The organism is Chitinimonas naiadis, from assembly GCF_054780835.1.
Genome location: NZ_BAAGVO010000006.1, coordinates 103,136 through 129,930, shown reverse-complemented (window position 1 = coordinate 129,930; position 26,795 = coordinate 103,136). Strand labels below are relative to the sequence as shown.

At 63.6% G+C, this 26,795-nt stretch carries 9 protein-coding genes; 1 reads left to right on the top strand and 8 read right to left on the bottom strand.

Going from position 1 to position 26,795, the window contains the following annotated elements:
* Positions 1-341: 341 nt before the first annotated feature.
* Together ACYVHK_RS19780 and ACYVHK_RS19775 are read right to left on the bottom strand one after the other, a co-directional pair.
* Positions 342-14,750: a two-partner secretion domain-containing protein gene (locus ACYVHK_RS19780; RefSeq protein ID WP_460535681.1), complete on the bottom strand. Its 14,409-nt coding sequence runs from the start codon at positions 14,748-14,750 to the stop codon at positions 342-344.
* A 14-nt stretch (positions 14,751-14,764) separates the two neighbouring features.
* Positions 14,765-16,483 carry a ShlB/FhaC/HecB family hemolysin secretion/activation protein gene (locus ACYVHK_RS19775; RefSeq protein WP_460535679.1) on the bottom strand — a complete coding sequence of 573 codons (1,719 nt, stop codon included), beginning with the start codon at positions 16,481-16,483 and terminating at the stop codon, positions 14,765-14,767.
* A 553-nt stretch (positions 16,484-17,036) separates the two neighbouring features.
* On the opposite strand from ACYVHK_RS19775, the gene ACYVHK_RS19770 reads away from it, so the two are divergent.
* Positions 17,037-17,855: a substrate-binding periplasmic protein gene (locus ACYVHK_RS19770; protein WP_460535676.1), complete on the top strand. Its 819-nt coding sequence runs from the start codon at positions 17,037-17,039 to the stop codon at positions 17,853-17,855.
* Positions 17,856-17,866: 11 nt separating this feature from the next.
* On the opposite strand, the gene ACYVHK_RS19765 is transcribed toward ACYVHK_RS19770, so the two are convergent.
* From ACYVHK_RS19765 to ACYVHK_RS19740, 6 genes are all read right to left on the bottom strand, one after another.
* A complete protein-coding gene (locus ACYVHK_RS19765; protein WP_460535674.1) occupies positions 17,867-18,163 on the bottom strand; it encodes a TFIIB-type zinc ribbon-containing protein in 297 nt (98 codons plus the stop codon).
* Positions 18,164-18,354: 191 nt separating this feature from the next.
* Positions 18,355-19,005: a hypothetical protein gene (locus ACYVHK_RS19760; protein ID WP_460535672.1), complete on the bottom strand. Its 651-nt coding sequence runs from the start codon at positions 19,003-19,005 to the stop codon at positions 18,355-18,357.
* 158 nt (positions 19,006-19,163) lie between these two features.
* Positions 19,164-19,913 (bottom strand): SDR family NAD(P)-dependent oxidoreductase, encoded by a 750-nt coding sequence (locus ACYVHK_RS19755; RefSeq protein WP_460535670.1) that lies wholly within the window; start codon positions 19,911-19,913, stop codon positions 19,164-19,166.
* A gap of 123 nt (positions 19,914-20,036) precedes the next feature.
* Positions 20,037-22,007 carry a CHASE2 domain-containing protein gene (locus tag ACYVHK_RS19750; protein WP_460535668.1) on the bottom strand — a complete coding sequence of 657 codons (1,971 nt, stop codon included), beginning with the start codon at positions 22,005-22,007 and terminating at the stop codon, positions 20,037-20,039.
* Positions 22,008-22,033: 26 nt separating this feature from the next.
* Positions 22,034-25,480, bottom strand: a complete 3,447-nt coding sequence (locus tag ACYVHK_RS19745) for a TonB-dependent receptor domain-containing protein (protein WP_460535666.1) — start codon at positions 25,478-25,480, stop codon at positions 22,034-22,036.
* A 353-nt stretch (positions 25,481-25,833) separates the two neighbouring features.
* The gene (locus tag ACYVHK_RS19740; protein ID WP_460535664.1) at positions 25,834-26,751 is read right to left on the bottom strand and encodes a hypothetical protein; all 918 of its coding nucleotides are present in this window, start codon (positions 26,749-26,751) and stop codon (positions 25,834-25,836) included.
* Positions 26,752-26,795: the final 44 nt, after the last annotated feature.

The following is a 26,795-nucleotide window of genomic DNA, read 5'->3' as shown; positions in this document are numbered from 1 at the left end:
CAGAATTTACTAAGGCATTCCAATTCACAGCGCCATATCCATACGATGCATCATATCTCCCATCAGCCCAAAGATGGATCGTGCATGATGAGAACCGCTCCCTCCCCCCGTTGGCGAGATGATGCTGCAACCTTCGAAGAAGCACGTCCAATTCGTAAAGAAATGGAAGTGCTCGTTCCTCCACACCTCTTTCTGTAGCAAGAAGGTAGCTGTTGCAAAACTCGCTCTGCTCCTCGTCTACATAATATTTAATTATTAGCTCTGACCATCCTACTTCGGTGACAGATAAGGCTGTACTGACGATTTCTTGAATGATCTGAAATTGATCCAATTCTTCCACATCAGCCTCCCGGTTGATTTCTGAAAACACGCGTTCTGGGTGCCCCACCATTAACGCTATAAGTGACGCTAAATGCATCGGGACGCTGGGTCGTATTCCCAGGACTGAAGATAGCACGAAAATCCGCATAAACCCGATTTCCCGGTGTATTAGCGAGGTCTCTCAGCTGATTTTCAAGCTGCTTATATGCTCCCTGATTCAAATTTGGCACACCAGGGAAATCATTTGGCATGGGCTTGCCATTTCCAGGATTTACATTCAAAGCTCCTCCAGGAAAGCCCAAAGCATCACCGCCGCGATGAAAGCCAACGTCAAAATTATTCGATCCGGCCGCGTTACCAATTCCCTTGTCAACGGATGGAAGGCGCTGACCGGTGCTGGACGTATCAATGAAACCACGGGTACTAATCGAGCGTCCTAGCGTGTCAGTCTCAAATTCACTCCCTTGATACTGGTAAACAGTGTTGGGCTGCAGCGTACCACCACTAATGGCCTTATATTCGCCAAAGTTGGCAATTTGAACATTACTCGGTGGTAGCAGAACCAAAGATCTCGAATCCGCCCCGATCAAAGCAAGGGGCGCACTGGTGGCGTTGTTAGTTGAAACTGGTAGTTGAGAGCTGGAACTACCAGCACCAGAGCCTACGATCCTGACACCGCCGCCACCGACGGCCGGTACATTACCAGTCAGGGCATCAACTGGAACCTCGTACCTCCCAGTCTTGCTGTTGTATACAAAATCAAGAACTGGTCCGTTGCCCCCAGAACCCTTGCTGATACTGCCATTAGCAGGTTTTGTAGTATTTTTAAGGTTACCGATACCCTCTTCGACAACCCCAGTTCCCTTGACAGACGCAACTCCCCCCACAGTGCCCAAAGCAATATTCAACCAGCCCCAGCTATTACCCTGACGAACCTGATTGACCCCTTCGCCAGCCTGCGCACCGCTAAGGCCTGCACACACTATGGACGACAGGATGCAAGTTCCCATGCCAACGGCAGCATGATTTGCTGCGTCCTTCAGGCGGTTGTAGTCTTGCAGTTGACCGCGCCAATAGTAGCCAGGCAAATAAGTACCAGCCTTACTTTGAGTGTCCTTAGAGTAATAGCCCGCAATTTCCACATACGCGTCATGCACATCCTTCCGGCCTAGATATTCACTGAATATCTTGCTGTTGAGATAACTGGATGGGCTAATGCCGTTACCAAACAGGACCTCATTTGTTCCGACAATCAATTCGCTCGCGTTATTGCTTCGGGAGTAGTCGCGTGCGATGGTTTGCAGGAATTGATTCGCTTTACCATCAAAGAACAGGTCGCTATTGGCGTTTACGTTCCGATTAACTTGGCTCAATAGACGTGCTTCAGCATCGGCTACTTGCTGCACAGTTGGCTCTTGGCCATTATTCAGCAAGCGAGCAAAGTCCTTCGCACGCGCTTTGGCCAGAGCGATCTCGGTAGGATGAAGCTGACGGTTATAGCGCTCGCCATCGAGTGCCGTAGCGGCACCCGCACCAACGCCACCTGCCAAAGATCCCACCGCACCACCGACAAGGACGCTAGCCCACTGCTGGGTATCCTTGTCCAAGCTTCTGGTCAGATCGCGTGTGCCCTCTGCGGCTCCGGCACCTAGAGCACCTGCAAGCGCGTTACCACCGCCTGCTGCAGCTTGTACGCCGCCCATGACCGTATGCAGGGCAACCTTGCTTGCGCCACCTTCGCTCCACGTATCGATATCCTTTTGCGCGACGGCCACTGCTTCGGCGTCGCCACGCGCCTCTGCATCTGCTTTTCGTTTTTGCGCATCCAACAAATTGGACTTGGCGATATCTCCAACCAGCTTGAAGCCAATCTCACCAACAATCTGGCCGAGTTCCTGCTGCTCCTTCACCTTCTCGGCGTCGAAGATCTTGTTGATGCTGCCGTCGTTGGCGTGCTTGGTGTCGCGGCTCAAGCCAGCGGTGCTGTCCTTGCCGGTCGCCTTGTCACCGCGCACTTCGATGCTGCCATCGGCGATTGCGCTGTGCGTGGTGCCGCTGGCGTTCTTGCCAGCCGGCAGGCCAACGCTCGGCGTAATGCCACCGCCGCCGGTTCCGCCGCTCACACCCACGCTGATGGCGCTGTACTTGGCGTCGTTGCGGATGTCGTTGAAGGCCAGGCTTTCCGTGCTCAGCTTGTTCTTGCTGGCATCGGCCTCGCTGGCGATCACCGCACCGGTCAGTTCGGTCTTGCCACCGACATTGACGTCGAAGCCACCCTTGCCTGCGAACAGGCCGGATTGCTCCATCACGCTCTTGTAGTCGCTATTGGTCTTACTGAAGTTGATGCTGCCACTGGCGCTGGCGCCCACACCAATCACGGCTTGGCCGGAGACGCTGATCTGTTGCTGCTTGTAGCGGTCTTCGTCCTGCTCGCTCTTGATGGTCAGGTCGCCGCCGATATCGGCCTTGATGCTGTCACCCTTCACCACGGCGCCAATCAGGTTGGCATCGCCACCGCTCGCCAGCGTGAGCTTGTTGCTGGCGTTGATGGTGGTTTCCTGGTGGGTGGTGCTGCTGCCATCGCCCTTGCCCTTGCTGGCGCTACCACCGATGTAGAAGCCGATACCGTCGGTACCGATGTTGATACCCACGGCCGCACTGGCACCGCTGTTCTTGCTGTTTTGCTGCGTGGTATCCGCCGCGCTCTTCAGGTTCAGATCACCCGCTGCGTCCAGGGTGATGTTCTGGCCGTTGACGTGGCTGCCGATGATGCTCAGGTCGCCGCCTTCGGTCTTGCCGTCGGCACCCTTGCTGCCGGTGGCGACGACCTTGATGTCGCCGCCCGCGGTCAGGCCGCTGCCAACCGAGGTGCTGCTGCTGGCATTGGTCTCGCTCTTTTGCTGGCTACCACCCACGGTGATACGCAGGTTGATGCCGCCATTGGCGTCCTTCTTGTCCGCTGGCGCTTCCGTATTCGGGTTCTGCAGTTGCTTGCCGATGCCGCTGAGCTGATCACCCGCCGCGCTCATACCCTTGATAGCTTCCAGCGTGGCATTGCCCGCCTTCACCGCACTCATGGCCTTGAGCTTGTCGTCCTTGGCGCTATCGGCACGCTTGGCGGCGTTGATGGCGGTTTCCAGCGCGCTGACCACACCGCCGGTCAAGGCGAGGGTCAGGCCGCTTTGCTTCATTTCAAAGGTCTGGCGGCTTTCGCTGGTGTTGTAGCTGCTGTCGATCAGGACGTTCTGGCCTTGCAGGCTCATGTCGCCCTGGCTGGCCAGGTTGCTGCCCACCACGGTCAGGTCGGTACCGGCCTTGACGTTGAGGTTGCCCAGCGCAGAACCAATGGTGCTGCCGGTGTTCACCACGTTGTGCATGGTGTCGGTGCTGGTCTGCTTCTGGGTGCCGATGGTCACGCCAAAGCCACCGGTGCCGCCCAGGCCGCTCTTCTTGACGGACTGGTAGTGGCTTTCGTCCAGCAGGGTCTGGCTGGCGGCGAGGTCGATCTTGCCACCGGCCACGAGGTTGACGTCACCCACGCCGGCCACATTGCTGCCGATGATGCTGAGGTCACGGCCGGCGTTGATGTTGACGAGGTTGCCGGTGAGCTGGCTCTGTTCTGCTTGGCTGTATTCGCTCCGCTCGTGCTTCTCGGTCGTTTTCTTGCTCAGGGCGTTGCCGCTCTTGCTGATGCTGTCGAGGTAACTGCTGTGCTCGGTGAGCAGGGCCTGGACGTTGACGTCCTGCTTGGCCTTGATATCGAGCAGGCCGCCACTGGCGAGCTGGGCGCCGAGCAGGTTGATGCTGCCCTCAAGGGCGTTGACGCTGAGGTTGCCCCCGGCGATCACGTTGCCGCCGCGGGCGATTTCGTCGCTGCTGCCGTAGGCTTGCCAGCTCTTCTTGTCGCTGGTGCGGATGTCCTGCTTGGTCAGATCCTTGATGGCACTGATGTCGATGGTCTTGCCGGTGAGGGCAATACCGCCTTCGGCCGCGAGGTTGGCACCTTGCAGCTTGAGGGCGTCGCCCGCACGTACCACCAGGTCCTTGCCGGCATTCAGCTCGGACAACTGGTGGGTGATCTCGTCCTGGCGCAGGTAGTTGCCGCGGCCCAGGTTCACGTCCAGCTTGTCGCTGCCAGCGATGGCGTTGAGGTCGATCTTGCCCTTGGCAATCAGGGCCAGGTCGCCCGTGGCGTCTACCTTGCCGCCGTTGATGGCGATATCGCGGCCGGCGTTCAGTACTACATCGGCGCCCTGTACGGTGCCGGCGCGGTCCACGTTCACGCGGCTGCCAGTGAGGCCCTGGGTGACCAGGGTACGGGTGTCGATCACCAGATCACGGCCGGCGTTCAGCACTACCTGGTTGCTACCGGCGATGGTGCCGGAGCGGTTGATCAGGTCTTGCGTGGTGGCGATGCCGATATTGGTGGCCTGTACGCGGCCGCCTTCGTTGACGAAGTTGCCGGCGTTGACGATCAGCGTGCCGTTGGCACCGATCTGGCCACTGTTGAATATCTGGCCGTCGGTCTTGAGGTTGACGTTGTTGCCGGCGATCAGCGCGCCGGTGGGGCGCAGATCGGCATTGGCGCCACGTACCAGGTAGACCTTGGGCACGAGTACGGTCTGGCCGTTCACGACCTGCTCTTCCATCCAGACCATGTCGGATGTCAGGGCGGCCATCTGCTCGGCGCTCAGGGAGACGCCGGGGCTGATGTTGAATTGCTTGGCGTACTGCACGCCCGCATCCATCAGCGCCTTGTAGCTGGCTTCGTCGTTGGTCTGGCCTTCCAGATAGCGGCGGCCGGTGAGCTGCATGATCTGTTGCGAGACCTGCTGCTGTTCATAGAAGCCGTCGCCCAGCCGCTTCATGGTGCGGCTCGGGTCCAGCGCGATCTGCTTCAGGAAATAGTCCGAGCCCAGGAAGTTCTGGTAACGGGTAAAGCGCGGGTCGGTCTCGACCAGGTAGTTCGCGCCTGGTTCGTTGTGCTGCTGGTAGAGCTTGCTCTGTGGCAGTTGTACGTCGCCGGTGGTGCGCACGACTTCGGTCGGGCCCTTGGGCTTGTTCGGGGTGTTGACGGCGTCGACGCCGCCCTTGGCCACCTGCGGATCGCTGGTGCTGCCAGGGCCGCCGGCCTTCTCTACCACGGGTTTGTCGGTACTGCCGGTGGTGCCTTGCGCATCAGGCGTCTGGCCGATCGTCGGGCCAGTCACGCCAGCGGGCGCATTGGGGCCATTGACCGTGGGCGTACCGGTGCTGCCCGCGCCATTGGCGGTCTGCAGGTTCTGGTTGGTATTGCCGCCATTGACCTGTTGCTGCACCTGCTGGCCGCCAGGACCGTTGACATCGGCCGCGTTGATCGCGTCCGGGTTGGCCTTGTTGACGGCCACATTGCCGGCGCCGCCCGTGGGGCCGCCGGAGGTGGTATTGGCCTGATCGGCCGTGGTCTTGCCCAGGCCGGCGTTGCCGTTACCGGCGGTGACGGTGTTGCCGTTGCCCTGGCCGGTCTGGCCGCCGTTGGCGACCTGGCCGACGTTGCCCGCGGTGGTCCCGCCGGCGCTGCCGCCCGCACCCGAACTGGTGTGCTTCTCTACGCGGGAAGGCTGTACATCGCTGCGCACCTTCACCGCGCCAGGGTTGTAGGTCTGGGCTCCGTCCCAACGACGGCAATGCTTGTTGCCAAAGGTGCCGCAGCTATCCACATGGGTGAACTGCGCAGTACCCAGCTTGCTGGTTTCCTTGTAGCCCTCGATGCCGACGTTCTTGACGTTGCCTTCACCGTTGATGTCGCCACCGGCGATGATCCAGCCGTTGTCGTTGTTCAGCGGGCCGGCAATGCTGAGGTTGCCGCCGGCCAGGATCTGGCCAGGGGTACCCACGGTCGCGGCCAGTTCCTTGGTGGTCTGGTCGTACTTGATCCAGGTGTAGTCCTCGAACCACTCCTGACGGTTGTCTTCGTTCACTTCGGCGTTGTAGCCGTCGATCTTGGCATTGAGCTGGCCGTACGCGCTGTCACGGCTGGCCTTGTAAGCGTTCCAGGCGCTTTCCTGGGCGCTGTCGCAAGGGCTGCCGCTATCGCTCCACTGGACCGTGCAGTCCATGGGTGGCTGCGCGATCGGCGGGGTGACGCCAAAGCGGGCGAAGATCGGGTCGGTGGCGCTGTAGTTGTAGACGTCCTTACAGACGTTGTTGTCGCCGTTGGATTCGCAAACGTACTCGTAGGCCACGGTGAGCGTGGTGCGCTGACCGTACTTGTCCGGGTGGACGATGCGGCCCACCTTGTCGCCGCTGCCGCCCAGACCGGTGAACATGGAAGCGTCATAGGCCTGGCTTTGGCCGGCGATGATGACTTCTTCCTTGTGTACCGGTGCGCTGGTAATGACGGAAGTCTGGACGTTCAGGCCCTGGTTGGTGATGTTGCCACCGACCGTGAGGTTGCCCATGGCCTGGATGGTGGAGCCGCTGTTGAGCAGGTTGCCGGCCGAGATGGCGCCGTCGCGCAGGCTCAGGATGTCGCCACCATTTTGGTTGGTCAGCGAGCCGACATTGATATTGAGGTAGTTGCGGGCCGCGATGGCGCCACCGTTGTTGTTGACGTTGCCGCCACCGATGTAAAGGTCGTTGCCGTAGATGCTGCCAGTGTTGTCCAGCGTGCCGGCGTTGACGCGCACGGTGCTGCCGTCGATGGTGCCCTGGTTGTCCAGACGGCCGCTCACATCGAGCTGGGTCTGGGTGGCAACGATGAGGGCGCCGTTCTGGTTGTTCAGGTTATTGGCGTGGATGGTGAGGTTGTCTGCCGCGCTGATGGTGCCGGCGTTGGCGACATTGCCATTCACGAAATAGGTGACCGAGCCATCGGCCGCGACTACGCCGGTATTGGTGTAGTCGGTATCGATGTGCAGCTCGGCACCGCCGTGCGACTTGATGGTGCCGTCGGCACTGAAGCGGGCAGCCGCCAGCTTGACCTGTTGGTCGGCACTGATGGCGCCGCCGGTGTTCTTGAGTTCCTGTGCGGTCACATCCAGCACGCCGACGGCGGAAAGCTCGCCGCCGCGGTTGTCGATATTGGTCGCCTTGATGGTGGTGTTGCCGGCCGAGCGCACGCCGCCGCCCTGGTTGTCCAGGTCGGTGAGGGTGAGGCTGACGTTGCCGCCTTCGACCTTGCCGGCCGCGGTGTTGTCGAGCTTGGTGGCGGTGACGGTCAGGGTCTGGCCGGCACGCAGGGCACCGCCCTGGTTGTTGATGTTACCGGTGGTGATACCGACATTGCCGGTCGATTCGACCAGGCCACCACGGTTGTCGAGGTTGGCGGCCGAAAGGGTGATGCCACCGTTGCTGAGGAGCTTGCCGCCGGCCTGGTTATCGACCAAGCCAGTGGTGGTGACGGTGAGGCTGCCGCCGGCACCGACGGTGCCGCCCTGGTTGTCCAGGCTGGCGGCCTTGAGGGTGGCGGCGCCGTTGGCCAGCAACTGGCCGGCGCGGTTGTTCAGCGCCTGGCCGTTGGTGTCCACGGTCAGGCCGTTGACGGCCTGTACGCTGCCGCCGCTGTTATCGACGCCCTGGGCGTTGATGCTGGCGCTACCGCTGGCGGTGACATGGCCGTTGCGGTTGTCGAACAGCCCCCCGTTGCTGAGGTTGATCTGGCCACCGTTCAGGTTGCCGCCAACGTTGCTGAAAGCACCGGTATTGATGTTGAGGCTGCCGCCGGCTTGCAGGGTACCGCCCTGGTTGCTGAAGGCCTGGCTGCCGGTGTTGATGTCGAGGTTGCCGTACAAGGAGGCGATGGTGCCGCCGACGTTGTCGACCGACAGCGGGTTGAAGACCAGGCTGTTGCCGGCCACCAGCGAACCACCACGGTTACCAATGCTGGCGACATCGAGCACCAGCTGGTTGCCGGCCGAGACCTGGCCACCACCGTTGGCGAGGCTGCTGCCGTGCAGCGCCATGTTGGTGTTGGCACCGAGGGTACCGTTGGTGTTGTCGATGATGCCGCCGCTGTATACGTCCAGCGCATTGGCGACGATGCTGCCGCTACGATTGTTGAGGCTGCTGACATTGAGCGTGAGCGCACTGCCGGCGCCGATGCTGCCGCCGACGTTGGTCAGCGCGCCGCCACGCGGGTCGAGCGTGACGCTGCCGTTGGCGGCGATCTGGCCGCCGCTGTTGTCCATGCCGCTGGCTGCGACCTGCAGGTTGTGGCCGGCCACCAGCTTGCCGCCGGTGTTTACCAGCGCGCCCGGCAGCGTCAGGGCCAGGTCCTGGCCGGCGCTGAGGGTACCGTTCTGGTTGCTCAATTGCGCGGCGTTGACGGTCAGCGACTTGTCCGACAGCAGCTTGCCGCCGGTGTTGTCGAGCTGGCTGAGGTTGAGGTTCAGGTCGGAACCCGAACCCAGCGTGCCGTTGCGGTTGTCGATGCGGCTGGCGTTGAGGCGCAGCGTGCGGTTGGCGTTGATCACGCCGTGGTTGGTGATATCGGTATTGCTGAGCTCGATATCCTGCTGGGCTTCGATACGGCCTTCGTTGCTGAAGGCGGCGCCGGGCAGCTGGATGCGGATGCTGTCACTGCTGGCGATGCGACCGGTGCCGAGGTTGGCGAACTGCTGGGTATCCAGCAGCATGCCGCCGACCGAGACGATCTGGCCGCCATTGTTGTTCAGCGCGTCGGTACGCAGATTGAGCGCAGCGGCCGAGCTGAGGGTGCCGCCCAGGTTGTCCAGGCGGGTGGTGTTGATGGTGAGGCCGTCATTGGCGGCGATGCTGCCGTTGGCGGCGTTGGTCAGCTGGGCAAGTTTGAGGTCCAGCGTCTTGCCGGCAGCCAGTTGGCCACCCTGGTTGTTGAGTTGCTGGGCGTTGATGGTGAACTGGCCGCCCGAAGCGAGGCTGGCGTGGTCCACGGCGATGCTGTCTGCCTGCACGGTCAGGTTCTGGCCGGCCTGGATGGCGGCGCCACCGGCATGCTGGATCTGACGTACATCGAGGTTCAGGTCGCCAACGGCCTGTACTTTGCCGCCATTGCTGTTGAACTGATCGAGCTGCAGCGCGAGCTTACCGTTGCTGGCCAGCGTGCCGCCGGCCATGTCGAGCTGCTTGGCGTGGAGGTCGATATCGCCCTCGGCCAGCAGTTGGCCGTTGCCGTTGTCGAACAGGCCATTGCCCAGTTCCACCTTGGCCTTGCCGGCGGTGTTGATCAGGCCGCCGCCATTGCTGGCAGCGCTGGCGTCGATCTGGATATCGCCATTGGCCAGCAACTGGCCATTGCGGTTGTCAAGCTGGCCGCCGAGCGTGAGCTGCAGGCCGGCACCGCTGGCCATGCTGCCCGGGCCGTTACGCAGTTGGTCGGCGGTGAGGGTCACACCTTCACCGGCGATGATCTGGCCACCGTTGACCAGGTCCTTGCCCTGGATGTCGAGCGTCTTGGCGACGCTGATCTTGCCAGTGCTGTTGTCGAGGCTGGTCAAGGCCAGCTTGGCGGCCTCGCCCACGGCGACGGTGCCCTTGCCGTTATTGAACTGACCAGTAGTCAGATGCAGGCCACCTTGGGTCTGCAGCGTGCCGCTACGGTTATCGAACTGGTCGGCGTTGAGGGTTGCATCCTTGGCGGTGGCGATGCCGCCGCCCTGATTATCGAGCTGGCGGGCTGTCAGGCTGATGGCGCCATTGCTGGCGATCAGGCCACCGGTACCGGTGCGCAGGCTGTCCGCCTTGGCGATCAGACCGGTCTCGGCCAACAGGCGGCCGCCGGCGTTGTCGAAGCTGCCGCTGACGTCGAGCTTGAGTTGGTCCTGGGTGGTGATCACCCCCCCGTTGCTACCCTGGGCCAGTTGCAGGCTCAGGGCCTGGGTGGCGGCCAGGGTGCCGCCGGCGTTGTCGAGGGTGGTGGCGTTCAGCACCAGGGTCTGTGCCGCGTTGATCCCACCCTGCTTGTTGATCAGGTCACCCGTATCGAGCTGGATGGCCTTGCCGGACTGGATGACGCCGGACTGGTTGTTCAGTTGCTGGTTGGCAGCCAGACGGATGTCGTCATTGGCCGCCAGGATGCCGCCCTGGTTGAGCAGGGTCGGGCTGGTGATGTCGAGCGACTTGCCGGCGTAGAGCTTGCCGCTGTTGTTATCGAAGCGCTGAGCGGCGGCAACGTTGACTTGCTCGTTGCCGACCAGCACGCCGCCCTGGTTGCCGATCTCGCGGCCAGCCAGTTGCAGCAGGCCGGTGGCGGAGACGGTGCCCTGGGCGTTGTCGAGGGTGTTGGTCGCGGCCAGATTGACCTGGCCGGAACTGGCCAGGTTGCCCTGGCGGTTGCTGATATCGGCCGCCTGGACCTGGATATCACCCGCAGCCGCGAGGCTGCCCTTGTCGTTGTTGAAATCCTGGCTGATGGTGGCGGCGAAGTTGCCGTTGGCGGTCAGGCTGGCGTTCTGGTTCAGGAAGCGCTCGGCCACCACGCTGATGCCATGACCGGCGACGATGCTGCCGGCGGTCAGGTTGCGGATGTCGCGGCCACTGAGGTCCAGCGTGCCGGCGGTGGCGATCTTGCCGTTACTGTTGTCGAGCGTACCGTTCAGCGAACCCAGCTTGAGGTCGCCACCGGCCTGGATGCTGCCGTTCTGGTTGACCAGACCCTGGCCGCTGACCGTGGCATTGCCACCGGTCAGGAGACGACCACCGGTATTGTCGAGCGCGCCACTGGCGGCGATGGCCAGCTTGTCCTGCGCGCCGATCAGGCCGTTCTGGTTGTTGATCGCAGCGGACGTCAGGTCCAGTGCCTTGCCGGCAACGATATTGCCGGCGTTGTTGTTGAGGCTGCCGACGGCGATCTGCACATCGGTACCGCCATTGAGCTGGCCACCCTGGTTGCTGAGCTGGCCGCCCTGCACCTTGAGGGCGCCACCGGCCTGTACCACGCCGGCATCGTTATTGAGGCTTTGTGCCAGTTGCAGGCTGAGCGCACCACTGGCGCCGAGCTGGCCCTGGCGGTTGTCGATCTGGCCGGCCTTGAGCGTCAGGTCGGTACCTGCGAGCAGCTGGCCCTTCTGGTTGTCGAGCTTGGCAATATCGCCGCTGAGGCTGCCGGCCGTGGCGATGGTACCCAGACCGTTGGCGATATCGCCACCCTTGAGCTGCAGGTCCTTGCCGCTGCTCAACTGACCATTGCCGTTGTCAAAGCGGGTGGTTGCATCGAGCGAGCCCGTACCGGCACCCAGCAGCTTGCCGCCGCGGTTGTCGATGGTGCCGCCGGCGATCTGCAGGTCACCACTGCCGTAGATCTGGCCATTCTGGTTGTCGAGCAGGGTCTTGCCACTGATGGCGACGTTCTTGTCGGCGATCAGGGTGCCGCCGTTGTTCAGCACATTGTCGGCGCTGATGCCCAGGTCGCCCTTGGCCGTGATCACGCCGTTCTGGTTGGAGGCCGTCTGCTTGATATTGAGCAGCAGGCTGCCGGCGCTGGCGAGCGTGGCACCGTCGTTATTGAAGTTGTCCGCCGCCAGCTCCATGCCGGCGCCGGCTGTCATGCGACCATTGCCCTGGTTGTTGAGGGTCAGCGCGCTGAGCTTGAGCTTCTGGGCCGCTTCAATACGGCCGTTGGCGTTCTGCAGCTGGCCCTTGCCGGCGTCGAGGGAGATATCGCGACCGGCGGTCATGATGCCGGCGCTGTTGTCGACGCCCTCGGCCTTCACGCTCAGGTCACGACCGGCGACCAGGCGGCCACCGGCATTGCTGAGGGCCTGGCCGTCCAGGGTCAGGTCGACGTCGGTGGCGGATTCGATCTGGCCACCGCTGTTGTCGAGCTGGCTGGTGGCGATCTTGGTATTGGCACCGCTGGTCAGGATGCCGTCGTGGTTATCCAGCGAGGCGCTCTTGATCTGCAGGGTCTGCCCGGCCGAGATCACGCCCTTGCCGTTGAGCAGGTTGCGCAGATCGGCGTCGAGCGAGCCGTTCACCACCACATTGCCGCCGGCATTGTCCAAGGTAGCGGCCTGCAGGCCCAGGCTGCCGCTGGCAGTGATCTGGCCGCCCGCATTGGCGATATCGCCGGCGCGCAGATTGCCGCTGGCCAGCGCAATGGCGCCGCCCTGGTTGTCCAGTTGGCCGACGTTCAGATCAGCCTGGCCGTTGCTGGTAATCAGGCCGGTGCCGTTGGCGAGGTTGGCGGTCTGTACCGCCAGTGCCCGGCCACCGTAGATCGTGCCGTGCTGGTTATCGATGGAACCGGCATTGACGCTGGCGCTGCCGTCGGCAGCTACCAGACCGCCATTGTTGAGCAACTGAGCGGTGCTGACGCTGACGGCAGCGCCGCCATTGATCTGACCACCACGGTTGTCCAGCGCCGCAGCGCCGGTATCCACCGAAATGGCGCCGGCGCCACCGATCTGGCCCTGGCGGTTGTCGAGTGCATCGCTGCGGATGAACAGGTTGCCATCGCCCAGGAGCTTGCCGCCCTGGTTGTTCAGGCTGGCGGCGTTGATGCTGCCCTGGCCCTTGCTGCCGATGAGACCGCCGCTGTTGTCGAGCGCCTGTGCGTTCAGCGTCAGGAGGTCACTGCTATATATAGCGCCGCCCGCGTTGCGGAGGGTGCCGAAATCGAGCTTGGCCACGCCGCTGCTGTTGAAGGTACCGCCGGTGTTGTCCACGCTGCGGGCACGGATATCCATGCCGGCGCTGGCGATGATGCCTTTCTGGTTCTTGAGCGTATCGAGCGTCTTGCCGTCCTGTGAGGTCAGCGTGATGGTCTTGTCGCTCAGGAGCTTGCCGGCGCTGTTGTCGAGCAGGCCGGTCTGGATGTTCACGCCCTGCTTGCCGGACAGCGTGCCGTCGGCATTGGTCAGGCCGGCATCGCTACGGATGTTGAGCTTGCCTTCGGCCACCAGGGTGCCGGCGCCGTTATCCAGGCGACCGGTGTTGATGTTCACGTCACCAATGGCACCCAGTACGCTGGCGTGGTTGTTGAACGCGTCGCTGGCGTTGACCGTGAGGTTGCCGTTGGCGGTCAGATTGGCCTTGCCGGCCTCGACCTGCGCCGCCGTCAGCGTGGCGTGGCCGCCAGCAGCGAGGTTGGCGGCGTTGAGGTTGATGCTGCGTTCGCCATCGAGCTGGATGTCGGCGCTGCTTTGGACGGTCGTGCCTTGCAGGCCCAGCGTGGGCGCGGCGAGCCGGATGTCGCCAACGGCCTGGACGGTCGCCTGGTTGAGGCTGATGTCACCGGCGCGGATGTCGAGCTTGCCCAGGCCCTTGATGCTGCCCTTGTCACCATTGAGGACATCGGCACGCAGGTTGAGGTCGCTGGCGGCGCTGATCTGGCCCTGGTTATCCAGCTTGCGGCCAAAATCCAGGGTCGATGCCTGGTTGCCCAGCACGACGATGGCGCCGCTATTGCTGAAACCGGTGGTGTTGAGCGCAAGGCCCTTGGCAAGGTACATCTCGCCGCGGTTCTCCACCGTGGCGGCGCTGAGCTTCAATTGGCCATCGGCATTGTTCTGGCCGGTGAATACCACGGCGCCGGGCGTGCTGATCTGCTGCTGGTCCTTGCTGTAGACATGGTGCAGGCGAACGTCGCCATTGGCGCTGAGCGTCAGCTCACCGCCCAGCGCGGCCAGTTGGCCTTCGCTGTTCACACCCAGGCCCTTTTCGGTACCGACCAGGTAGATGCGGTTGGCGTACATGCCGCCCAGGTTGGCCACGTCGAGGAAGAAACGCGGTGCCGCGCCACTGCCACCAATGCCGGTCGCACCCAGCGTATTGCGGTCGATCCGGTTGGTGCCGCCGATGACATTCAGCAGCGGCGCCCAGATCTCGCCTTCCACGCTCAGGCCGCGCGCGTACAGGTCGAGCTGGCTCAGGTTGCTGGCGTTGAGGCCATTCTTGCCGATCAGCAGCTGCCCGCCGCTGACGTCGAAGCCGGTAATGCTGCCGCCGTCGCCGAACAGGGTGCGACCGGTAGTCAGCGTGGCGCGGGTGGTGTTGATGAAACCGCACCCGTCACAGCTGATGCCGTTGGGGTTGGCGATGATGACCTCGGCCTGCTGGCCGGCAACTTCCATGAAGCCGCGCAGCTGGCTGTCGCGCGCGCCGGTCACTTCATTGAGGATGATCTGGGCCGGCTTGGTGCCGAACTGCAGGTTGGGCGTGATATAGCCGCCCAACTGGGTCTGGGTGTTCTGGGTGGCGTTGTTGAAGATCAGGCCACGCTGATCGACGTTGAACTGGTCGTACTGGTTGCGCGATACGCCGCCGGCCGAAGGCGGGGCGATATGCACGACCGGGACGCCGTTGCCGGCTGCATCGACGATGGGCTTGTTACCGGCCGCGGCGTTCGGGTCTGCCACGACGGAAGCCCAGGCGAGGTTGGCTTGCCAGAAGTAGGCGAGCAGTACCCCGCGTGCCACGAAGGCACGCCAGCGGGGGGTGGTTTCCGGAATGTTATTTTGATTCTGGTTCATGTCGGACTTGCCCATCAGAAGCTGTAACCGAGATTGATATAGGTATTGATCGTGCGGCTCTGGAAGCCGCTGGGACGCGATAGCGGGGTGCCGATCGCGGCCTCGTAATTGAATTGCCAGAGCTGGCCGCGCAGGCCGAGCATGCTGCCGACCAGCTTGTCGCCGATCAGGGCACCAGCGGACGGCCCCCAGACGCGACCGGCGTCGATGGCGAGGTAGACCGACTGGCCGAGCAAGGGCGTACTGAATTCATTGCGCCAGAACCAGCCGCGCTCGGCACTCAGGGTGACGAGGCCTTCGAAGCCGCGCACGGTGCCCTGGGTACCGATGGAGAGGTGGTCAGTGACCAGGGTGGCCTGGTGGGCGGCCTGCGCATGCAGGCGGGTACTGATGCCGACCGGGCGGCCGAACCACTGGCGCTGGGTGTTGTAGCCGATGTCGATATTGTCGATATCCGGGCGCAGCGTGACGCCGCCCTCGAAGGCGCTGGCCAGGTCATCCTGGGCGCCCATCCAGCTCATGCCTTTGCGACGGGTGTAGGACACGTCCAGGCTGCCGTTCTCGAAGCGGTGGCGGTAGCTGGCGCCCAGCTCCAGGTTGCTGGTACGACGGCGCTGGACCGTGATCTCGGTGTCGTCGATATAGCTGTGCGAGCGACGGCTGTTGACGCTGAGTGTCAGCGCAAGACGGTCGGCGTCGGTCCGCCAGACGACATACTGGTCGCGCAGCTCCAGCGTCTTGCTGTCGCCATGCGACAGGAAGGTCTGGGTCACGCCCTGGATGCGCTGGGCAAAGGTGCTGTAGGCGGCGGAGCCGGACACCAGCATGAAGCGATAGGGCACGCTGTAGCCCACTACCGCGCTCTGGCTGCGGTTGTCGTCCGCCAGTTTCAACAGGTTGCTGCTGAAGCTGAGATTGAGCTGGTCGTTGATGCCGAGCGGGTTGTCGTACACCAGGTTGGCATTGCCCTGCAGTGCACCGAATGAGCCCGAGCCGGTGTTGTCGACCTGTACGCCGCCATACAGGCTGCGGCCACGCTGGCGCTCGATGATCAGGTCGCTGCTGCCGGGTTCGCCACCGGGCTGGATATCGGTACGGACCTGTTGCGAGGACAGGCGCTGCATATGCTCGACACCCTGCTCCAGGTTGCGCAGGTTCAGTACCTCGCCCAGGCGCACCGGCACCGCATTGCGCCAGATGCCATCGGCGTCGTCCGAATAGCGGACGGCGGCGATACGGCCGGGTACGACCTTGAGCACCAGCGTACGGGAAGCCAGGTTCTGTTCCGGCACCATGGCGCGGCTGGTGACATAGCCCTCGTCGATCAGGGTGTCGTTGACATAGCCCAGCAGCTCACGCAGGCCGGTCGCGCCGATGCAGCGCCCGCGTGCGAAGGCAAGCTTGTCGGCCAGCGCACGAAAATGTGCCTCGTCACTCTCGATGACGATCTTTTCCAGGGTGAAGCAGGTGTCTTCCGGCGCCAGCTGCGGCAAGGCGCCGCGCTTGACGGTGGGCTTGAGTACGTCGGGCTGGTCGGCGAGGCGATCCAGGATGGCCCGTGCCTTGTCTTCTTCTTTCTTCAAGCGCTCTTCGGCCTGGTTGTCGACGGCAGCGCGCGACGACAGGCTGACGAGCACCAGCAGGGTGGTGCTCGCATAGCGTAGCCAGTTGGCAGGCTGTGGCCTGCTGCATGGAGATAGGAACAAGGGCATGGTGCCGAACCGTCTATTCATCCTGGTGCTGCTGGCGGCCGCGCGTCAGTGTGGGACGCGATGTGAGCGGCTACTCGCAGCGGTATTCGTGAGATGAGAGGGTGGCACTCGATGGAATGCAGAACACCGCGCCGGCGCAGTTGCGCGGCGTGCAGTGGTACGGCGCTCGGCCCGGCCATCCAGTGATGGTCGGGGCACGGCGTCGTATCGTTGGGACTTCCCCCTCGTAGCTACTGCCGGTGCATTGCGGCGATTATTAACATCGTGGCCGTCGCACCCTCGTTGCTGGCGCTACACACGGCCACCAGCAAGGGGCCACGCATACGTCATACAACGAGGGGGCGGATTCTAACGACACTGCTAAGCGATTGATATGTGAGGATTCACACTGACGTGGACGGCAATCAGCCTGGAACCGTTTCCATGAAAAGCGTCGAAACCGGCATCTGGCTAGAGACAGAAAAGACCTCTGCTTGTCGTCGCAATGCTGCACTGTGGATCGCCATGCAAGGGGATCGTGACCACGGGGCAGGCATCCCTTAAAGTCAGTGATATGGCTTACGGAGAACAAGGCATGCCCAGAAAAGCAGGCTTGGCTTGGCGGGCGAGATGGGTGGGCGCTGCGGTATGGCTGGCCACCGCCCTGCACGGGCTGGCGGCCGACTGCATCAAGACGGTGCGCTGGAATGATGACCCGCCGTATTCATCGCTCGGCAAGGACGGCACCGTCACCGGCATGAGTCCGGATATGGTGCGTGAAGCGTTGCGTCGCATGGCTTGCGAGCCGCGCTTTGTGGAGATGCCCTGGGCGCGCGCGCTGCTGGAACTGCAAAGCGGTCGGCTGGACATCCTGCCCGGTGCGTTGCGCACTGAGGAGCGGGAGCGCTATGCCTACTTCTCGCGCCCCACCAATCGTTCGCCCAACGTTTTGTTCATCGGCAAGGCGGTTGCGGAGAAATACCGCATCACCCGGCTGGCCGACCTGATCGGCACCGACTTCCGGCTCGGTGCCCAGATCGGCGTCTCCTATGGCCCGGAATATGAAAGCCTGCAGAGCAAGCCTGAGTTCATTGCCCGCCGCGTGCCGGTCACGCAACGACGCGGTGCCTGGAAGATGATCAAGCTCGGCCGGCTCGACGGCATGATCGCCGACGAAGTGACCGGCCTGATCGAGCTGCAGCAGCTCGGTCTGCTCAATGACATTCACAAAACAGACGTCATCGTGTCGGAAGACGCTGCCATGTTTGCCTTCAGCAAGAAGGCCTTGGCGCCCAGCTTTGTCGACCAGTTCGACCAGGCCCTGGAAGCCATGATGGCCGACGGCAGCTACCGGACCATCATGGAGCGTTACCTACCCTGTACCGTCTCGGCCAGGAAGCTGGGCTGCGAATAAACCGTCAGACCTCAGTCGAACAGCTCGTTCCAGAACGAGGACTTCTTGCCATGGTACTTGCCGTCGTGACCACGATGCTTGTCGTGATGGCCGCGTTCGTTCCCCCAGTGTCCATCCTGCCGAGGGCGTTCCTCCGGCACAGGACGGGTCGGTGCAGCGGCCGCCAGCTCCTGCTGGCTACGCTCGATCAGCTTGTCGAGCTCGCCACGGTCCAGCCAGACGCCGCGGCACTGCGGGCAATAGTCGATCTCGATGCCTTGGCGCTCGGCCATGACCAGGGTGGTTTCCTTGCAGACGGGGCATTGCATGAACAGTCGCTCCTGCGGCTATCTAGGGGAGTAGGCGGGCAAACCTCGCCCGCTCCCGCTAGAGACGCCGCAGTGGCTAGAATGGTTCCGACCGGGTACCACGCAACTAGCCCTTCTTCCACCGTATCCGCAGCCGGCGTTATCCCTTGCGCATCAGGGGATACCTTCAATTCGCAGGATCAACCATGGGGTTACCGCGGACTGGCTTCTGGTAGCTCAACATCGAGAATATGCTCGCCACGTAGTCGGGCATTATCGAAATGCTCGTGATCGAAATCCCGACTGTAGTCGGCCTCCACAACGCGGATCAGCTCCCCGTTCAACTTGTACAGCCGTCGCTCATTGGTTCGCCCACTGACGCGACCCAGATCCTTGCGATGCAATCGACCTCCGCAACCGGCATGCACAGGTTCGCACCGTGCACCAATCGACACTGCGGAATGGGTGCTTGTCCAGCCACAATCAAGGCATCGCGGTCCCACGGTGCGATTGCGTATCGCATCAAGCAGCACCCGAATATCTGCCAGGCGATTGCGCAGGACAATATCCTGGCGACGCCATTCAATAAAACGCCGTCGAGCTGTCGTCTCCCGCTGCCACCAACGCCGCCGAGGCTGCGCTCCCAGTTTGGCCAGGAAGCGTGCGGTATCCTCGGCCTCGTCGTTCAGCTCTGCGATGTCGAATGCTTCCATCGCAGCCACGCGATCACAGTCCTGGCACCAGTCATACTGCCAATTCAGCGGCAGGACGATCCCTTCGGCCGTCAGATAGCAGCGTTGTGACGGGAAAAACGGCATGGGCTGCGAATAGTCGCAGTCCGTACATTGATAAGCGTATGGCAAGATTTCCTCCCGGCGGGAAATTGTTGTTTTGATTGGCCGTCGTGCAAAGCGACGGCGAGCGCAAACATAGCGCTGTCTCGCAACGATTTCCAGCCCCGGCCCTGGCCGGATGGGCCAAACGCAATGTAATCCGGTTTTTTGGCTACGCCATTCACCCGCTACGCCTTGGGCAAGGGATGGATCACCGCGTGCCCGCCATCGACGCCTATCTGTTGACCGGTGATCCAGCGGGCATCGTCACTGAGCAGAAACGCCATCATGGCCGCGCTGTCTGCGCCCTCCCCCAGCTTGCCCATCGGGTTCATTTGCGCATTGCGGGCTATTGCCTCGGGGCTGCCGGTCAGCCGGGCGGACAAGGCCGATATCGTCAAACCCGGATGGATGCAATTAACGCGTATGCCGCGCTCGGCATAGGTCGCGGCGGTGGTCACGGCCAGCGCCGCGACGGCGGCCTTGGCGCTGGCGATAGCCTCGTGGTTCGGGAAACCCGCCTGCGCGACCAGGGTGCCCACCAGCACGGCACTGGCGGGTTGCTTGTGCTTGAGCGCAGCTGCGACAAAGGCCTTCAGCATGTGAAAAGCGCTGAAATAGTTGTGCTCGAACAGTTGCCGCAGATCCGCTTCCTGCGTCAGGTGCAAAGGCTTGATCAAGGTTGATCCCACGCAATGGGCGAGACCGGTGACCGAACCCAGCCGGTTCTCGGCCTCGGCCATCAGGTGGGCGGCGCAGGTGGGATCGGTCAGATCGGCGGCCAGCACCAGGGTATCCGTATCCAGCGATGCCGCCAGTGTCTCGAGTAGGTCTGGATGGCGGGCAACCAGTACCAGCGGTGTGCCAGCTTGCGCCAGGCGACGTGCCAGCGCGGCGCCTATCGCGCCGCTGGCGCCGGTGATGATGGTACAAGTCATACAAACACCCCACTATTTGTCCAGTACAAATGTTATACCAACAAATAACCCAGCAAACCAGACCGGATATGGGCAGGAGCTCTGCCAGCAGCGTATGGCATCAACAAAGAGGGGAGAACCAGCTTACTTGCTTTCCAGCGTCGTTACGCCGTCCCAGTCCAGCGGCAGGCCCTCACCCTCCCAGCGTTGCAGGCGCTGCAGGAACACATCGGCCACGGTATCGGCCAGGTACTGGCTTTGCAGCGAGGTCCAGGCCGCCAGGGCGGCGCCGAGATCGCCCCGGCAGTAAGCTTCGAAAGCGATCTGGGTCAGCGCACGCAGGTGTGGGTCCTGGCAGGGGGTGTAGATGGCGATCACCTGCGCCTTGCCGACCACGCGCACCAGGTCGATCTGTCGCAGCCGCTGAGCCGCATCCGCCAGCGTCGCCATGACTGCACCACTGAGCAGGACTGTCGTACCGTAAACCTTGTTGACCCCCTCCAGGCGGGAGGCCAGGTTCACGCTGTCACCGACCGCGGTATACGAGAAACGCCGCTCACCGCCCATATTGCCCACCACGCATTCGCCGCGATGCAGGCCGATCCGGATCTGGATATCCGGCCCCCCCATCAGCAGCACATCATCGTGCAGGCGCTGGGTGGCGGCCTGCATGTCGAGCGCGGCGGCCAGCGCGTGTTCGGCCTGTTGCGGGTCCGCCAGCGGTGCGCCCCAGAACGCCATGACCGAATCCCCGATGAACTTGTCGACCGTGCCGCCGTGGCGGATCACGATCTCGGTCATGTCGGAGAGATGCCGGTTCAGCAGCTCGGCCACAGCCTCGGACGGCATGGTCTCGGCGATGCGGGTAAAGCCGGCCAGGTCGGTGAACAGGATGGTCAGCTCGCAGCGCTCACCACCGAGCCGCAATTGTTCGGGATGGGCAACGATCTGCTCGACCACGGTCGGCGAGACATAGTGTTCAAAAGCCCGCCGTATCTCGCGCCGTCGTGCCTGTTCCTGGACATAGGCGCGCCCACCCTGCCCCAGGTAGGCCAGCAGTGGCGCCAGCATGGCGCTACCGGTCGGCAGCCACCAGCCGGCCCGGAACAGCCAGGCCCCCAGCACAGCCACCGCCCCCACCAGACCCGCCGCCAGCAAGGCACTGTAGACGGGTCGCCAGTGCTGGAGCAGCAGACCCAGCAGCACGGCAAGCCCCAGCAGCAGACCCAGTCGCCAGCCCGGCGGCGCTGCCTGCAGCGCCCGGCCTTCCACCATGTTGGCGATCAGGTTCGCATGGATCTCCACCCCCGGCATCATCTCGCCGTGGCTGGCAAAGAAGGGGGTCAGGAACAGGTCGGACTGGGCGGCGCTGACTTCCGTCGCCGCCTTGACGCTACGGCCCACCAGCACGATGTTGTCACGCAACTGCGCCCGCCAGCCGGGCGCCAGGTAGCGGTCCGGCTCCAGCATGCGGTAGTAGGGGATGCGCGTGAAAGGCTGGTCTGCCGCGAGGTAGCGGATGCGCTGGCCAGGCAAGGCGGCCTGTTGGGCCACCACGCCAGGCTGCTGCCGCTCCAGTTGTCGGACAACCTGCCGCCACAGTGCTTCGTCGGCCCGGGGGAAACGCCGCAGCACGCCGTCCCGATCCAGCTCCACGGCCGCGAGACCGGGCAGCGCGCCGGCGGCCACAAAGCGTGGCAAGGGATCGATACGGGTCCACAGCCGGGCCGCCGCACTCTCCCGATACTCGACATTGGCCGCCAGCACCAGCGGGCCACCACGCCGTATGCTTTGCTCGAACGCCAGGTCGTCCTGCGGATCGGCCGCAGGTTCGGCAAACAGCACGTCGAAGCCAACCACCGCCACCCCTGCCGCATGCAGCTGGTCCAGCAAGCGGGCATGCAGGCTGCGTGGCCAGGGCCACTGCCGGCCTATCTGTGCCATCGACTCTTCGTCGATCACGATCACCGTGATCGGCAGGCTGCTGGGACCGGGCGCGGTCAGCCGGGTCAAGGCATCGAAACCACCCAGTTCGATGCCCTGCCACCAGGGCGTCAGGCTGAGCAAGCCGCTCGCCAGCACCGCCAGCCCAATAACGGCATAGCGGTCCAGCATGCTACGTAGTTGGCGCCGGATGCCGCTCACAGCCGCCAGGACAGGAGCAGACCCAGCAACGCCTTGTGGTCAAAACCGGCGGCAGGTCGCGATAGCAGGTTCTCGGCCCGCAGCGTGACGCCAAACTGCTTATCGGCGGATTCCCAATTGGCGCGTAGCGAGCCGTTCCAGCCACTCGCCAGCTCAGCGCTATTGGCTTCATCGACAAAACGGCTGCTGCGATAGAGCACGATGGCGTCGAACTTGAGCCGTGGCAGCGCCACCCAGGTCATCCCCAGTTGCGCCAGATGCCTTGGTAGCAAAGGGATGGCATTGCCGTAGGCCGTGCCGCCGGCCGTATTGCGGCTCTCCTGGTACACATAGGCGCCCGATACCGCCAGGCGCGGGCTCAGGATGCGGTTCGCTGCCAGCCCCGCACTGCTGACCTTGCCGGCGGCGAAGTCCGGCGTACCTTCGTAGTAGTCGACCGCCCCCTGTCCGGTCGTGAACAGCTTGCGCAAGCGCTCCAGGGTATCGAGCTCGGTGCCGGTCACCAGCGTGCCGCCGGGATTGAGCAGGTTGTCGATTTTGCGCCGGTCGGCAAACACGCTGACAAAACTGCGCTCATCCAGTGCCAGCTCATACTGGACCCGCGCCCGCTGCAGGCTGCCGCCGATGGCAACCAGGCGGTCATCAAGCGGAATACCGGCTGTATCGATCGGCCCCAGGCTGTTCTGCATGGCCGGCCGGCGCCACTTCTGCCAGGCCAGCCGCAGGGTCTGCCCGGCAACCGGCTGCCAGGCAAGGCCTGCACGGGGGTTGAGCGCCTTGATGTCCTCGTCCCGACCGCGAGCCTGCGATTCCTCGAACAGGTCCACCACGCCGTAGAACTGTTCCCGTTCGAAATGCTTCTTCAGGCGCTGCTGCGTCAGGTCCAGCTGCAGCAGCAAGCTGTCCCGGAGCTGGAAGCGGTTGGTGATGCTCACGTCGGTCGTACGGTGGTCGGTCCGCTCGCGCAGGCCGTAGTAGAACAGGCCGAAATTGGTAGGCAGGTATTGCTGGCTCAGCACCGGCAGGGATTGCTGGCCGGATTCGATGCCCAGGCCCAGCTGCCAGCGCGGGCTGACGTCGACAACGTGCCGCCATTGCGCATCGTGCGCCTTCACCTTGTTGCGCAACACGTAGTCGCCCCTGTCAGAGAAGGTCACCGACGGGAACACGGCGGAGAATAGGTCGTAGCCAACGGTATCGGTCACCAGGCCGTTCACCAGCCGCTTGTCCTGCCCGCTGCCGGCCTTGAACCAGGACTGCGAATCCGGCGAGAACTTGATGTTGATACCCAGGTCGGCGCGCGCATTGCGCCCCTCCTGCGGGGTGCGGAAAAAACCGTTGGCCGGGTCGGTCAGCAGGGAATCCAGCCGCTCCTGGTTGGCGAACAGGAACACACCGACATCGTGCCGGGGCCGGAAACCCAGGCCGAGCGTGGTCAACCCCACGTCGCCATCCAGCGTACTGGTGGCGGGCCGTGCACTGACACCGGCCTGCTCGACGAAGTAGGCCAAGGGCAGGTACTGGTTGTGATAGCCGTTGACGATCAGGTCGTAGGAGGTGACCTTGGCCGACTGGTGCAAGGCACCGGCCGTCAGCGTGACGTAGTCGCCCGGCCGGGGCAGCAGGCTGGAAAAGCGGTTCGAGGCACCGAACACGGTCGGGTCGCTCAGGAAGCCCTGGAACAGTTCGGAGTTCTTGTTGAACGTGCCATTGAACCGATCAGCCAGGAACAGATGGCTGCCGGCCCAGTACGGGTTGTAGGAAGCGTAGGCATACTGTTGTGCCCACTCCTCCAGGCCAAAGGCCGCCAGGGCCGCGCCCACGTTGGCGCTACCCTTCTGGTTGTTGAGCAACTGGTTCAGCGACTTGAGATAGGGCAGGCGCTGTATCGCGGCATGCGCCGCTTCCACCGCCTCGCCGGGCTCGATCGCATCGTTCGCCACCACGCTCAGCAGGATGTAGGGCAGCGGGTCGCGCGGGTCCAGCTCGGCCGCGCGGCGGAAGCGCTCCTCCGCCGCATAGGTCTTGCCCTGCTGGTAGTAGGCAACACCCGCGTAGAGGACCGCCCGCCCGTAGCGCGGTTCGATCACGTTGGCCTTGAGAAAGGACGCCAGCGCCGCGTCGGTCTCGCCCCGCTTCAGTTGCATCAGGCCCAGGCCGGTCAGCGCGGCATAGTCGTCAGGCTTGTCACGCAAGGCGGCCTCGAAGGCCTGGCTTGCCGCCGGAAAATGATCAGCAAAGGTCTCCAGCGTACCCAGCTCCCCCTGGTAGCCCGGCCCCTGCGGCGCACGCTGCAGCGCCTCGCCCAGGTAGTCGCGTGCACGCCGTACGTATTCCCGTTCGCTGGCGACCACGCCCAGGCCGAACAGGGCCGGCGCATTGCCGTCATCGAGCGTCAGTACCTGTCCATAGGCCACATTGGCCTCGGCCGCGCGCCCTTCATAGCGCGCGAGGTCACCGCGGGCCAGCCAGCCCTCGACAGATCGGGGGTGCCGCGTCCGGGCGTTGGCCAATAGCCGCGCGGCATCGTCCGCCCTGCCGGCAATCACGTAGGCGCGGGACAGCAAGGCATCCATTTCGGCCGCATCCGGAAAACGCCCACGCGCCGTTTCCAGCAGGCGGATCGCCTCGTCCACCCGCCCTTGCGCCAGCAACAGGTCGGCCAGCACGGCCGCTGACGCCGCGCTCTGCAGCGGCGCACGCTCAAGTTGCGGGAAGGCATCGCCATAGCGGCCGGCCTCGATGGCGGCACTCAGTGCAGGCCCCTCGGGCAACTGCGCCGCCCCCCAGCGCATGGGCTGGGGCTGGTAGGCGGTGACCCACTGGATGCGGTCGCGCGCCTGCGTCAGCAGGATCTTGACCGGCGCCTTGCCTGGCTCCACGCTGGCCTGCTCGTTGGCGGCTACGCTGATACGGCCGTAGGGGTTGTAGAACTCGGCCTCGCCGGAAAACACCGTCAGGGTCACGATGCCGGAATCCTGCACCACCAGCTCCCAGTCGGTGCCCCGGATGGCGGCGATGGCGTTGGGTGTCTCGATCTCCAGCACCGCCGGCTGGCCCGCCTGGGCGCGGGTATCGGTACCCTTGCGCTGCATCCAGCTCCGGCCGCTCTTGAGCAACAGCCGGGTCGGCTGGCCGGCACCGACCAGCGACTTCACTTGCAGCAGGCTGTTCTGGTTCAGCCGCAGCTGGGTCTGGTCGCTGAGCAAGAGCGCCATCTGGCTGAAATCCAGCGTCCTGACATAGTCACCCGCCGTGAGCGACTGCTGCAACACGGCGCGGCGCCAGTCCTGGCTATCCGGACCATGGGTCTCTCCCTTGCCGAGCAGGCTGACGATCTGGGCATCGCTCGCATGGGCGGGCAACAGCAGGCTGAATGCGAGCAAGGCAGCGGGCATCACCCGCCGGTGGAGGACCTGGGGCGTGTTTTCGGCATCGCGCATGTTGTTGCCCCTGCGTGGGTCAGCATACGGGGCCGAGGCAAAGCGAATCTCGGCGGGCAGGGTTTCAGCCTAGTCAGCACAGAAGCTGAAGGCAAACGCCCGCCGACGAAAGATAGACCACTTCAATCAGCCAAAAAAGCAGACATGGCCCTCGTTGAGGATCCCAAAAAAGGCGGCGCAGGGCGCGCGATGGCCATTCCGTGCGCCCACGAGTGCAGCGAGGTTCCCCGCCAGCGGGCTGGGGCAGAGGGTAGGGAATAAATCAGGATCGGGCCGCCGCGCCAGCCCGCTCAAATGCAAAAACGCCCGGGTCCCCCGGGCGCTCAGATGCACTATTCGATGAGCAGCCGCCCCTACCGGACCCCAGGCCCGAAGAACTCCATCATCATGAACTCTTCCAGCTGGGCTGTATCCTGCGGCCTGGCCGACAGCACCACGGTGCGGCGCAGGCGCTGCGATTCCCAGTTGAACTCGCCGGTGTAGTAGCGGCGGATCAGCTCGATCATCTTGCGGACGATGGCGCGGTCGAGATCGTCGTTCATGCCGACGCTGACCTCGATCACCTCGCGGCGCGAATTGGCGCTGCTGGTCGTCCAGCCACGGAACGAGAAGGTCGCGGTATGCAGGCTCTTGCTGAGGATCTGGAAGATGCCATTGGTGCCGGGCGGCTGCAGGTTGCGGCGGATATTGGCGTCGCGGATCTCATCGGCGGTCGGCGCTGGTGCGCCGCCGTTCTGGGCTTCCTGCGCCTTGCGCCGCTCGCGCGCCGCATTGACATAGGCCATCAGGTCCGTCGCCGGCGGGGTCGCTGCCTGCTGGGGCGGTGGCGTGGATTCCAGCTCCGGTGCCGGCATCGGGCTCGGCGCCGGCGGAGTAGGCTCTTCACGCGGCTTGGGATGCCGCGGCAGGGTGATGGCGCGCGGACGCTCCACCTCGGGTTGCGGCTTGGGTTCGGGCTTGGCCTTGCTGGGCTTTGGCGCCTCATCGACTTGAACCATCTTCAACGCATCGGCCGGGTTCAGATAGAGGTAGACCGGCGAGGGCCTGCCTTTGTGGGGCTGCTCGCCCATCTTCTGGGTGACGCGAAAGATCGTCAGCAACAGCATCAGGTGGAACAGCACGGTGATGGTGATCGCGACCAGCGAACGACGACGTATCGTGATGACCGGTCCGGTATCACGCCATGTCCGCATGCGCCAGACGTTCCCGTTGGTCGTCGGCGCAAACGCGATCATTTCATTCACACTGGTTACACCCACTGCTGCTTCCATCCCGGCGCGCCACGGCACGCATTCATTGCCTGTTCCACTTACCC

Coding starts and splice junctions, on each gene's coding strand:
- ACYVHK_RS19770 (WP_460535676.1), top strand. CDS start 17,037: ATGCCCAGAAAAGCAGGCTTGGCTTGGCGGGCGAGATGGGTGGGCGCT.
- ACYVHK_RS19750 (WP_460535668.1), bottom strand. CDS start 22,007: ATGCTGGACCGCTATGCCGTTATTGGGCTGGCGGTGCTGGCGAGCGGC.
- ACYVHK_RS19745 (WP_460535666.1), bottom strand. CDS start 25,480: ATGCGCGATGCCGAAAACACGCCCCAGGTCCTCCACCGGCGGGTGATG.
- ACYVHK_RS19740 (WP_460535664.1), bottom strand. CDS start 26,751: ATGGAAGCAGCAGTGGGTGTAACCAGTGTGAATGAAATGATCGCGTTT.
- ACYVHK_RS19755 (WP_460535670.1), bottom strand. CDS start 19,913: ATGACTTGTACCATCATCACCGGCGCCAGCGGCGCGATAGGCGCCGCG.
- ACYVHK_RS19780 (WP_460535681.1), bottom strand. CDS start 14,750: ATGAACCAGAATCAAAATAACATTCCGGAAACCACCCCCCGCTGGCGT.
- ACYVHK_RS19775 (WP_460535679.1), bottom strand. CDS start 16,483: ATGAATAGACGGTTCGGCACCATGCCCTTGTTCCTATCTCCATGCAGC.
- ACYVHK_RS19765 (WP_460535674.1), bottom strand. CDS start 18,163: ATGCAATGCCCCGTCTGCAAGGAAACCACCCTGGTCATGGCCGAGCGC.